Below are 11,705 nucleotides of genomic sequence, written 5' to 3' on the forward strand. Positions count from 1 at the left end.
AATAAAAAACGTCAATAAAGTGTTCTACCAAGGCAGTAAGGAAATCCTTGCCCTGAAAGACATTAACCTACACATCGACAAAGGCACCATCTTTGGTGTTATCGGTTCATCAGGTGCTGGTAAAAGTACGCTGATTCGCTGCGTAAACATGTTAGAAGCGCCGACCTCTGGTTCCATCATCGTTGATGGTGTGGATCTAACCAAACTCAGCAAAAAACAACTAGTCGAAACACGCCGTAACATTGGCATGATCTTCCAGCACTTTAACCTGCTTTCGTCTCGTACTGTGTTTGATAATGTAGCACTGCCACTAGAACTGGCAGGTAAAGACAAATCGCAAATCACAACAAAAGTAACTGAGTTGCTAAAGCTTGTAGGCTTAGCCGACAAACACGAGAGCTACCCATCTAACTTAAGTGGCGGCCAAAAACAGCGTGTGGCAATTGCTCGTGCATTGGCATCCGATCCTAGCGTGCTGCTTTGTGATGAGGCCACTAGTGCGCTAGACCCGGCAACAACTCAATCTATCCTTGAGTTATTGAAAGAGATCAACCGCAAACTCAACATCACGATTTTACTTATCACTCACGAAATGGAAGTCGTAAAAAGTATCTGTCACGAAGTAGCAATCATCGGTGGTGGTGAGCTGGTGGAAAAAGGCACCGTTGGCGATATTTTTGCGCACCCTAAGACAGAGCTAGCGCACCAATTCATTCGCTCAACGCTGGATCTTTCCATTCCTGAAGATTACCAAGCTCGTCTGCAAGCAGAGCGTGTTGATGGCAGCTACCCGTTGGTTCGCTTAGAGTTTACTGGCGCAACCGTCGATGCACCGTTAATGTCGCAAATTTCTCGTAAATACAATATTGATGTGAGTATTTTGAGTTCCGACCTTGATTACGCTGGTGGCGTGAAATTCGGCATGATGGTCGCAGAGCTATTTGGTAACGAAGAAGATGACAACGCAGCTCTTGAATACCTGCGTAAGCACAACGTAAAAGTAGAGGTACTTGGTTATGTCCTTTAATACGATTTCTGAATGGCTGAGCTTAAACAGCAAACTACTTTTAGGTGCAACGTGGGAAACGCTTTACATGGTTGCGGTTGCCGGATTAGTCGGCTTTGCTGTGGGTATTCCATTAGGCGTAATCCTCCATATTACTAAGAAAGGCGGCCTACTTGAAAACACCAAACTAAATAGCGGCTTAGGCGCTATCGTTAACATTGGTCGCTCAGTGCCATTCCTCGTACTGATGGTTGCGATTATTCCAGTGACAAAAATGCTAGTTGGAACCTTTATCGGCACAACCGCAGCAATCGTCCCACTGACTATTGGCGCCATTCCTTTTGTCGCTCGTCTCATTGAAGGTGCTTTATTAGAAGTACCGACAGGCTTGGTGGAAGCAGCGCAGTCAATGGGGGCGACACCAACACAGATCATCACAAAAGTTCTACTACCTGAAGCAATGCCGACTATTGTTAACTCAGTAACGATTACGTTGGTCACTCTCGTTAGCTACTCAGCTATGGCGGGTACGGTAGGCGGCGGCGGCCTAGGCGACGTAGCCATTCGTTACGGTTTCCACCGCTACGATGTAACTATCATGGCCGTGACTGTCGTGATGTTGATTGTTCTAGTACAGATTATTCAGTCTATCGGCGACGCAGTGGTGCGCCGTGTAGACCACAGATAAGCATCAAAAATACAAATTATAAGGAGATAAAGATGAAATTTAGCCTTAAAGGTCTTTTGACTGTAGCAACGGCCGCCTCTGCTCTTGCTCTAGCGGGTTGCGGCGACAAAGAAGTAGACGTAAACAAAGTAAAAGTTGGCGTTATTGCTGGTGCTGAAGCACAAGTAGCCGAAGTTGCCGCTAAAGTAGCAAAAGAGAAATACAACCTAGATGTTGAGCTAGTAACATTTACCGATTACGTAACACCAAACGCCGCTCTGGATGATGGTTCAGTAGACGCGAATGCGTTCCAGCACAAACCATACCTAGACCAACAAGTGAAAGACCGCGGCTACAAACTGGCTATCGCGGGTAACTCATTCGTTTACCCTATTGCTGGTTACTCAAAGCAAGTAAAATCAATTGATGAAATTCAAGATGGCGCACGCATCGCAGTACCAAACGACCCAACTAACCTAGGTCGCTCACTACTGCTTCTTGAGCAGCAAGGTTTAATTACGCTACGTGATGGCGTTGGTCTACTCGCTACAGTACGTGACATCGTAGGCAACCCTAAAAATATCGAAATCATTGAACTAGAAGCCCCACAGCTTCCACGTTCACTGGATGACGTAACGCTATCTATCATCAACACCACTTACGCAAGCTCTATCGACCTATCGCCAGAGCGTGACGGCGTGTTCGTTGAAGATAAAGACTCACCATACGTAAACCTAATTGTCGCTCGCGAAGAAAATGTTAATGCGCAAAACGTACAAAACTTCGTAAAAGCTTACCAAACGGAAGAAGTTTACGAAGCGGCAAAAGAACTGTTCAAAGGCGGTGTTGTGAAAGGTTGGTAATCCCACTTTTCAAAACATGACTGAAAACAACGTTCTAAACACAAAAGGGCTGATGTGAAAACATCAGCCCTTTCTATTTGTCTATCTACCCATTTAAGTAGCTTCAATTCGCTACTTAAGATGGTCCCAAGAGATATTCGACACGATTCGGCAGTCATCACACTTAAAATGAAATATGTCATGTAGTGGCTCATCGAGTAGCCACTCGCCATCGCATTTTGGACACTTGCGCGCTTTCTCGCTCTCCAGCGACTGACCACCGACACGATACTGGTAATAGTACGTAGGGATCTTCGTGATGTAATCGATACGGCCACGTAAGTCCCAACCTCGGCGAAACAGCACACTATCCACATCGCAAATTTCGTGCAGCGCCGCATGTTCCGCTCGGCAGCCCCCTGCCATTTGGATTTCATCACACGCTTGCCACTCAGTCTGCCACTTAATGACGGCTTTATGGTCTCCATTAAGTGTTGGCTCATTACGATACAAAGGAATTGGCAACAGGGTTTCACCACTTCGCAAAGGCGAACACGTATGAACATAAGTCGTGTACAACACTTGCCAGCTAGGTGTCTCTTCTTCGGCTGCTTGTTCTGAATTCAAATCACGCCCCAGCATACGCATTTTCGGTGCAAGCAAAGACGCATCCGACAAACGGTTCATGCACACTTTGACGAAATCTGAGTGATAACGTGGATGCAAGCTGTCTTGTTCTGGGCAAACAACACGAACGAAAAATTCACCTTCTCCCATCACTATCGGGAATTCACGACCTAATACTTGGCCGTTGTAACGCAGAGCATCCATCAAGCCATTAATGGCTTTGTCTACCGCGCTGACGGTGGTGTTATCAAAACACTCAAACTGCAACTCAACAACATACATACTTAGACGGCAGCCTCTAACTTATTCAAGAACTCAACCAATGAATCTGCCAATACATCACGTTTAGAGGTGCCCAAACGCTCTAGAATCACATTGCCAGTGAGGTTACAAATAGAAATCACATCCATTTCCTCATCTGTCGCTGCGATAAATACTGTTGGTTTAAGTTTCAAGCGGCGCTGCGTCACCAAATGACCAAGAATATTTTCTTGTAGACGCACGAAATCGTCATCGCTCCAGACTTGCAGCAGCGTCAACGAATTACCTTGCCAAGTTGCCTCCATATCAGCGCAGTATTGAGAACCATAAAAGGCTTTAACATCATCTTGCAGTGACAACTCAATCGCATTTTCCACATTGGTGAAATCGGCCATTTCATCACGTGCGACCGCTTTCCAAAGCACCTTTCCATCACGCTTCTCTTCGACACAAGGAGAAACAAGCTCTGCAAGCTCTTCACTGCTTGGCAACTCATTGTGCTTAGCTTGCCAAGCTTGTTGGTAGCGCAGGCTGAACTCTTGTAGCGCCTGAGTAACGTTTGGGGTCATGAAGGTCTCCTCATTCCTTATTTATCAGATAGCCGTGCTTGCCGGATGGCAATTGACCAGCGGATTCAGTAAAATTCTCGCCATTCTAATCGAAAACGACCACAAAGTATGAGCAAATATTCTGACGCTAAAGAGCTTGCTGGCTTAACACTAGGTAAAACGACCGAGTATGCGAACCAGTATGACCCAAGCTTGCTGCAACCAGTCCCTCGCAGCCTGAACCGAGATGACCTCCAGTTAGGCGATACTCTGCCTTTCATGGGGCACGACATTTGGACGCTGTACGAACTGTCTTGGTTAAATAGTAAAGGTTTACCACAAGTGGCCGTTGGCGAAGTATACATTCCAGCCACCAGCGCAAACTTGATTGAATCGAAGTCTTTCAAACTGTACTTAAACAGCTATAACCAAACCCGCTTTGCAAGCTGGGAAGAAGTGACTGAGCGTTTAACACAAGACCTTTCTGAATGCGCAGGTGAAAAGGTGCTGGTTGAGGTGAATCCAGTGACCCACTATACCAATCAACCTATCGTAACAATGGACGGTGAATGTATTGATGACCAAGACATTAACATCACCAGTTACGATTTCGATGCCGATTTGCTTGAAGGTGCAGCAGGTGAAGTACAAGTTGAAGAGGTGCTACATAGCCACCTATTGAAATCAAACTGTTTGATCACTAACCAACCCGACTGGGGCAGTGTAGAAATTCGCTACCAAGGCGCAAAAATAGCTCGTGAGAAGCTGTTACGTTACTTAGTGTCTTTCCGCGAGCACAATGAGTTCCACGAACAGTGTGTAGAGCGTATTTTTACGGATCTAATGAAATACTGCCAACCAAGCAAACTGACCGTATTTGCCCGCTATACGCGCCGTGGAGGCTTGGATATCAACCCTTACCGCTCAACGGAACAAGATAAGCCAGCTCACAATCACCGTATGGCTCGTCAGTAAGCGCATAGGCAACAGAAATAAGTTCGGCAATCTAAAGGGTTGCCGGACGTTTTTATTGTCCAAGCATGTTACTATATCAAATGGCTTCAACCCGCATTTAAACGGCTAATTGAGGCTTTTCGCCGTTATCGCCATATCTAAAAACAGTTCGAGGGAACGAAAGGATGTTTTGGGACAGTTCGCGTCTATTCAAATTGATTGGCTTTCTTTGCTTGCTGTTTGTACAGCCACTTCATGCAACCATTTTATCGTCCGCGTTACTCAACGAAGCACAACAATTGGCGGAAATAGAACCATCACAAGCAAAACAAGCGGCAACCAACTATTTGTCACAGCGTGAGCTAACAGAACGCAAAGAAAGTGACAGCCCTTCAGCCATGTCTCGCGACGAAACAGATCGTAGCGTTCGCACACCAAGCAGCACCATCGAAGCGCACAAGATTATCGCTCAGGCAGATTACGCCATGGGTAATGTTCGTTCGGCTATCGAGCACCTAAATAAAGCGGAACGCTTAGCGCAAGAATATCAATTGCCGTACATGGACTTAGATCTCCAGCTGATGCGCAACCAAATGATTTGGATGTACGACGAAAACTACTCAAAAGCGGAAGACACGCTTAACCAAATTGAACAACAGCTCGATGAAGCCGATGCCGTATTACAACGCACCGACAGCGTTCGCTACCGACTAGTGATGCAAAGAGCACTCCTCGCTTCACATAGTGGCGATATCATTAAAGCGGAAAACTTGTACTCTGAAGCAAAGACCATGCTTGACGATAGCCGCTCTGAGTTAGCCTTGATCGACTACTACACAGCCGTCGGCGAGTTTTACCTCAATAGCAAGAAATACAATTTGGCTTTGTCAGAGCTGCTATACGGTTATTGGCAATCTATTGAAAGTAACAGTGGTGCAAGATTAGCAAAAGTGAATCGCCTTTTGGCTAGGCTCTTCCAGGAGCGACGAGTGTACGACAAAGCGATCGAATACTTATCTCAAGCCGCAGATTTTTATGACTCTTACCCTAGCTCTCCGATCCTAGCGGACGTCCTAGAGCAAATGGGCGACATCTACTTTTATCAGGGTAAGTTTAACCTTGCGTTAGTGCATTACTTCAACGTGCTTGACCATGAAAGTACCAGTAAGAACATCAATAGAATCATTAAAATTCGCTTAAGCTTGGCGGCTACCTACCTACAACTCTATAACTACGCGCTAGCAGAGCAGTACTTAGACCGCTCTAAAGAGCTTTTAGAATACACCAATATTCCTAAGCTTGAAGCAAAGGCTGCCCTGCTTCAGTCAGGTCTGGCTTATCATCAAAATGACAGTAAAGACGTCATTACTAATGCTAAGCTGGCGTTAGCACTTGCTGAAAAGTCACCTGAAAATAACAACTTCATTAAGCAGCAGTCATACCGTTTACTTGGGTTGGGTTACGAGCAGGCAGGCGAATACAAACTTTCTCTGCAAGCTTATAAAAAATACACCAACCTCGTTCGTCTAGAACAAAAGCAGCTTAACCAAATCAGTGAGGATGCGTTCCGTCAGCAAAAAGAATTTGCCGAACAAACCATCCATTACATCGGTCAATCAGAACGCTTAGAGCAAGTGGAAAGAGAGCATCGTAAATTCCAGAAAATCTCATTTGCATTGTTTATTACTGTCTTGGTCATGTTTTTGTTCATTATGCGCCGTGGTGTCATTATGCAGCGCCAAGCAAGTGAAATCGAAAAACTGCGTAACGACCTCTTCACCCACTCTCGCTCTCGTTTACGTAACTTGCGTATGCTGAATGTTAAGCTTTCTCGCTCATTGAAAAAGTCGAGCGAAACTTTCGAGCAATGGCAAATGGGTGAATTGATCCACGAACCACTTAATGATCGCCTACGCTTTGTTATGATCGATTTGCCATTCTTACGAAGCATGTACGTCCATAACGGCTATAAGGCAGGTCTAGAACTAGAACGGGCATTTGGCGACTTCCTTGCGGAAAAAATAGAAAAACCGTCGCGTCTTTACCATTTCTCAGATGCGAACTTACTCTACATAGAACCGAACGCTGACCGTGATGCTTCTGCCGAAGTCATGTTCGAAAAATTCCAGACTTGGGTGGATGAGTTCGCACAGCAGCACAACGTCAATCGTATTATTCGTATGGGCATCAGCGATTATCCGTTCTTACCCCGAGCCTACACTGCAATTAACGATGAGGAATTACTCGATCTGTTATTGCTTGCTACTCACATCGCACGAGAAGTCAGCTTGAAGGATAAGCAAAGCCACTGGGTGTTCTTAAAAGCCATCGATAATGCGCCTGCTGCTAGCTTTGCAACAGGTAACATAAGAACTGCCTGTCAACATGCCATTAGCCAAGGCCTGATCAAGATCCATTCGTCCTACAAGAATGAGGACGACATCAAGAAAATATTAAAAAATGGATAATTAAACGCCTGTTGAACGTAATAACTAATGACGCTATAAAGTTTTTTGTTATTATCAGATAATTGTCAGTAGTACATGGACTTAACCGTAGTCACTTCATGGGAATCTTGGAATCCGATATTCAGTCGCAGCTGCATCAGCTGAGTTGTCAACTTGACCAACTCAGACTGACTCATCGTGATACTTCACTCAAATTCAAACGTGAACAACAAGTTCTTAAACGCGTTGTGGCATCATTGTCTTCAGCTTGCCAGGGTTCGAATACTCAGGTATCCAACTACCTATTTGAAATCCAACAAGAGCTGCAACATCAAAAAGATATCAGCACTCTTATCCCGCGTTTAGCGGTATTAGAGAGGATGCTCAAACAGCAGTCGAAGACGATGGATAAACAAAACGGTTACCTTGACGAACAAATCAAGCACAGTGGTGAAACACTGCAACGTGTCACGGGCTTACCTGCGCAGTTAAAACGTGAACTACGGAACCTGATGAGTTTCTCTGAAGTTCACGCCAGCAATAAAGCTGATCAAGCCACTAAGCTACTGAGTATTTACGAACGCGCTCTGAAAATCATCACGTCTAATTCACGTCTACATCTTAGTGAATTTGAAAACAATCCCGACAGATCTCAGCTTGAGTGCTTAGCCAGCGACCTCCAACATACTATTACAGAGCTTGATTTCGAGGGAGAATCAGGCGATAGATTGCTGGATATTCGCGCTAAGTTGCTCCTTGGCGTGAGTGCCGAGTCTCTCATTGAGCTTACGCTCTCAACGCTGAAATTGGTTGTCGAAGCAACAAAGTTCGAGCGCGAGGCGTCTAGCCAATTCCTTGATCAGCTGAACACTTCTCTCGCAAGTAACCTAAAAACCGTTCATCAGAACGTCGACCAGCATCATACCTACTTTGAACACCGCCAAGAGCTCAACACAGAAATGAACAGCTTGGTTGAATTAAGCCAAAAGTCACTTAATCAAGCTCAAGATATCGCGGTTGTGAAAAAAGAAATCACGCCTCTTCTCGAAAAAATGGCGTCGCTGACAGAGCGACTGAAAATGACGGAAGAGCGAGAGCAAGCGCTGCAAGAGCGGTTAAGTTACAGTAAGAACCAACTCGAAGCGGTATTTGAAACTACGCAAGATTATCGTCGACGCTTAGATGACCAAGCTCAGCGTATGTTGCTCGACCCGCTGACTAAAGTTTATAACCGCACTGCATTTAACGATCGACTAGAGCTAGAGTATCGCCGTTGGATTCGCTCTCAGCAAAACCTTCGTGTTGTGCTGTTTGATGTAGACAATTTCAAAGCGGTGAATGATAGCTATGGTTATACGGCTGGCGATAAAGCGCTGAAGATCATCGCTCGTACTATTAACAAGCGCGTATCAGAAACGGAAACAGTGGCTCGCTTTGGTGGCGAGGAGTTCATTCTACTCGTCCCGGAACAATCTGAAGAATACACACTGGATCTTATTAAGCATATCCAGCGTGATATTAGCCAATTACCCTTTAAGTTCCGTGAGCAAAATATCATGATTACCTTAGCTGCTGTATCGACGTCTTTCAAAGAGTCCGATACGCCAGAGTATGTGCTCGATCGTCTTGGCAAGATGCTTGCGGACGCTAAAAAACGTGGAACAAACCAGCTTAACTGGAGCTAAGATTCGTACAAAAAGCGAGCAAACAAACCAAATTTGGTGCAATCTTCGCTTTATAACCACCCATTTTCAACGAGTTATCACATTTCTTCCCTTTTAGTCTGCTAAGCTGTAAAAACCCAAGTCACTTCAAGATGATGTATTTATAAAAGGCAAATGTATCATCTTGAGGTTGCTTGGGAGTTGATAACCATAAAACCAAATCGGCCAACTACCTTTCATCAAACCATACGTATAACACCAAAAAGGTAAGTTGGTACTTTCCCTCAAATTAATGCAACACAAGGAGGCGTTATGATTACCCATATAAGCCCCGCTGGTAGCATGGACTTGCTATCTCAACTAGAAGTAGAGCGCTTAAAGAACACAGCCTCGAGTGAACTTTATCAGCTGTACCGTAATTGCACATTAGCGGTGTTGAACTCCGGTAGCCATACCGATAACTCGAAAGAACTGCTCGATAAATACCAATCGTTTGATGTCAACGTCGTGCGTCGTGAGCGTGGTATTAAGCTTGAGCTGACTAATCCGCCAGAGCACGCTTTTGTTGACGGCGAAATAATTAAAGGTATCCAAGAGCATCTGTTCTCCGTATTGCGTGATATCGTTTACGTAAACATGCATTTGGCAGACGCCCAGCGGCTCAACCTTACTAACCCAATTCACATTACGAACCTCGTATTCGGCATTCTTCGTAATGCCAGAGCATTAACTCCAGGTATCGCACCGAATCTTGTCGTATGTTGGGGTGGTCACTCTATCAATGGAGTGGAGTATCAGTACACACGTGAAGTGGGTAACGAACTGGGCCTGCGTGAACTTAACATCTGCACAGGTTGCGGCCCTGGTGCAATGGAAGGGCCGATGAAAGGTGCAGCAATTGGGCACGCAAAGCAACGTTATACTCAGCAACGTTATCTTGGTTTAACCGAACCCTCGATTATTGCTGCCGAGCCACCAAACCCAATAGTAAATGAACTGGTCATCATGCCCGACATCGAAAAGCGCTTGGAAGCTTTCGTCCGTATGGCTCATGGTATCGTTATTTTCCCAGGAGGCCCGGGCACAGCGGAAGAGCTACTGTACATTCTTGGCATCATGATGCACCCGGATAACGCCGATCAGCCAATGCCTATCGTATTAACAGGACCAAAAGAGAGTGAAGAGTACTTCCGCTCTATTGATGAGTTCATTCGCGACACACTTGGTGAGGAAGGGCAAAAGCACTACGAGATCATCATTGACAACCCGGCAGAAGTCGCTCGTATTATGAAACGCTCCATGGACTCGGTACGCCTTCACCGAAAAGAGAAAGGCGATGCGTACAGCTTTAACTGGTCATTGAAAATTGAGCCAAACTTCCAACTACCATTCGAGCCTACTCATGAGTCGATGGAACAATTGGATTTAAGCCTAGATCAAGAACCGCAAGTTTTAGCGGCCAACTTGCGTCAAGCCTTCTCTGGCATAGTGGCAGGTAACGTAAAGGCTGAAGGCATTCGAGAAATAGAACGTAGAGGGCCTTTCACCATTCATGGCGACGCAGTCCTCATGAAAAAACTCGATAAGTTGCTAAAAGACTTTGTCGAACAGCACCGAATGAAATTACCTGGCGGTTCAGACTACGAACCGTGTTATCGAATCGCTCACCCGGAAATTGGTGGTCGATAGTCAGGCTAGCATTCGTTACACTAGGGGCATTACGCCCCTTTTTTATTGCTAAGTCATTATGTCTATTCATCTTGTTATCATTGATGCCCTAAACCTGATCCGCCGAGTGCACTCAGCACAACCAGATCCAACCGACATAGCAAGAACCATAACCACAACGCAAAGAACCCTCACTCGCATTCTGTCAGAGGCCAACCCGACACACATCATCGCAGTTTTTGATCACCACGAACAAGACAGAGGTTGGCGCGCTGAAATTCTCCCTGACTATAAGCAAAACCGAAAGCCAATGCCTCAGCCACTACTGCAAGGGTTAGATGCGATTCAACAAGCGTGGTGGGAGCAAGGTATTGATTCATTGCTTTCTGAAGGCGATGAAGCAGATGATTTGGTTGCTACACTCGCAACGAAAGTGGCCAGCCATGGTGAAAAAGTCACCATCGTTTCCACAGACAAAGGTTACTGCCAGCTACTTTCCCCTACCCTACAAATCCGTGATTATTTCCAACACCGTTGGTTAGATGAACCATTTATCGAAAAAGAGTTCGGCGTAAAACCAAATCAACTAGCGGACTACTGGGGATTGACAGGGATAAGCTCTAGCCAGGTTCCGGGCGTACCTGGAATTGGCCCGAAAGCAGCGAAAGAGATTCTCACTCAGTTTGAGAGTATTGAAGCTGCCTACGCTAGTGAAGACCTCGTACCGAAATACCGTAAAAAATTGGACGAGCACATTGAGTCTGCTCGTTTATGTAAACGCGTCGCCGCTTTAAAGTGCGATATCGAACTAGGCTTTAACTTGCAAGATATTCGCTTTTTAGGGCCAAACAAAGCGAAGTAGTGCCCGATGGAAGTTTCACACCATGAAATCCGGCAGATATTAAAAAAGCGCCATTTGAAGGCGCTTTTTCTATTCTAATCACTGTGCCGTCCTAAATAAGGTTGACACTTTCCACCCCCAAAATTGGAGAGTGTTATGAAATCAACAACTAAAAGAACT

General features: G+C 45.4%; 10 protein-coding genes. 8 read left to right on the plus strand and 2 right to left on the minus strand.

The window, feature by feature from the left end:
- The first annotated feature begins 1 nt into the window (after nt 1).
- The 3 genes from metN to R7M72_RS23625 are packed head-to-tail and all read left to right on the plus strand — an operon-like array spanning nt 2 to nt 2,536.
- Nucleotides 2-1,027 carry a methionine ABC transporter ATP-binding protein MetN gene (metN, locus tag R7M72_RS23615; protein ID WP_318056343.1) on the plus strand — a complete coding sequence of 342 codons (1,026 nt, stop codon included), beginning with the start codon at nt 2-4 and terminating at the stop codon, nt 1,025-1,027.
- Nucleotides 1,017-1,694: a methionine ABC transporter permease gene (locus R7M72_RS23620; RefSeq protein WP_005383604.1), complete on the plus strand. Its 678-nt coding sequence runs from the start codon at nt 1,017-1,019 to the stop codon at nt 1,692-1,694. Before metN ends, R7M72_RS23620 begins: the two co-directional genes overlap by 11 nt.
- A 32-nt stretch (nt 1,695-1,726) precedes the next feature.
- Entirely contained in the window at nt 1,727-2,536 is an 810-nt protein-coding gene (locus R7M72_RS23625; protein WP_005381966.1) for a MetQ/NlpA family lipoprotein, read from the plus strand.
- Nucleotides 2,537-2,647: 111 nt separating this feature from the next.
- Here R7M72_RS23625 and R7M72_RS23630 read toward each other — a convergent pair whose 3' ends face one another.
- Entirely contained in the window at nt 2,648-3,424 is a 777-nt protein-coding gene (locus tag R7M72_RS23630) for a Zn-ribbon-containing protein (RefSeq protein WP_065274234.1), read from the minus strand.
- Nucleotides 3,425-3,426: 2 nt separating this feature from the next.
- Nucleotides 3,427-3,972 (minus strand): SecY-interacting protein, encoded by a 546-nt coding sequence (gene syd, locus R7M72_RS23635; protein ID WP_025768899.1) that lies wholly within the window; start codon nt 3,970-3,972, stop codon nt 3,427-3,429.
- 108 nt (nt 3,973-4,080) lie between these two features.
- On the opposite strand from syd, the gene queF reads away from it, so the two are divergent.
- The 5 genes from queF (at nt 4,081) to xni (ending at nt 11,546) form a co-directional block, all read left to right on the plus strand.
- Nucleotides 4,081-4,926, plus strand: a complete 846-nt coding sequence (queF, locus tag R7M72_RS23640) for an NADPH-dependent 7-cyano-7-deazaguanine reductase QueF (RefSeq protein WP_025768898.1) — start codon at nt 4,081-4,083, stop codon at nt 4,924-4,926.
- Between the two features lie 164 nt (nt 4,927-5,090).
- Nucleotides 5,091-7,373 carry a tetratricopeptide repeat protein gene (locus R7M72_RS23645; RefSeq protein WP_017635678.1) on the plus strand — a complete coding sequence of 761 codons (2,283 nt, stop codon included), beginning with the start codon at nt 5,091-5,093 and terminating at the stop codon, nt 7,371-7,373.
- Between the two features lie 98 nt (nt 7,374-7,471).
- The gene (locus R7M72_RS23650) at nt 7,472-9,037 is read left to right on the plus strand and encodes a sensor domain-containing diguanylate cyclase (protein ID WP_005381978.1); all 1,566 of its coding nucleotides are present in this window, start codon (nt 7,472-7,474) and stop codon (nt 9,035-9,037) included.
- Between the two features lie 291 nt (nt 9,038-9,328).
- On the plus strand, nt 9,329-10,705 hold the full coding sequence (gene ppnN, locus R7M72_RS23655; protein WP_047102074.1) for a nucleotide 5'-monophosphate nucleosidase PpnN: 1,377 nt from the start codon (nt 9,329-9,331) through the stop codon (nt 10,703-10,705).
- Nucleotides 10,706-10,763: 58 nt separating this feature from the next.
- Nucleotides 10,764-11,546 carry a flap endonuclease Xni gene (xni, locus tag R7M72_RS23660; protein ID WP_025768895.1) on the plus strand — a complete coding sequence of 261 codons (783 nt, stop codon included), beginning with the start codon at nt 10,764-10,766 and terminating at the stop codon, nt 11,544-11,546.
- Nucleotides 11,547-11,705 lie beyond the last annotated feature (159 nt).

Origin of the sequence: Vibrio sp. YT-18, assembly GCF_033337345.1 — a bacterium.
Taxonomy (GTDB): domain Bacteria; phylum Pseudomonadota; class Gammaproteobacteria; order Enterobacterales; family Vibrionaceae; genus Vibrio; species Vibrio alginolyticus.

Coding starts and splice junctions, on each gene's coding strand:
- R7M72_RS23630 (WP_065274234.1), bottom strand. CDS start 3,424: ATGTATGTTGTTGAGTTGCAGTTTGAGTGTTTTGATAACACCACCGTC.
- R7M72_RS23625 (WP_005381966.1), top strand. CDS start 1,727: ATGAAATTTAGCCTTAAAGGTCTTTTGACTGTAGCAACGGCCGCCTCT.
- ppnN (WP_047102074.1), top strand. CDS start 9,329: ATGATTACCCATATAAGCCCCGCTGGTAGCATGGACTTGCTATCTCAA.
- syd (WP_025768899.1), bottom strand. CDS start 3,972: ATGACCCCAAACGTTACTCAGGCGCTACAAGAGTTCAGCCTGCGCTAC.
- R7M72_RS23620 (WP_005383604.1), top strand. CDS start 1,017: ATGTCCTTTAATACGATTTCTGAATGGCTGAGCTTAAACAGCAAACTA.
- xni (WP_025768895.1), top strand. CDS start 10,764: ATGTCTATTCATCTTGTTATCATTGATGCCCTAAACCTGATCCGCCGA.
- R7M72_RS23650 (WP_005381978.1), top strand. CDS start 7,472: ATGGGAATCTTGGAATCCGATATTCAGTCGCAGCTGCATCAGCTGAGT.
- R7M72_RS23645 (WP_017635678.1), top strand. CDS start 5,091: ATGTTTTGGGACAGTTCGCGTCTATTCAAATTGATTGGCTTTCTTTGC.
- queF (WP_025768898.1), top strand. CDS start 4,081: ATGAGCAAATATTCTGACGCTAAAGAGCTTGCTGGCTTAACACTAGGT.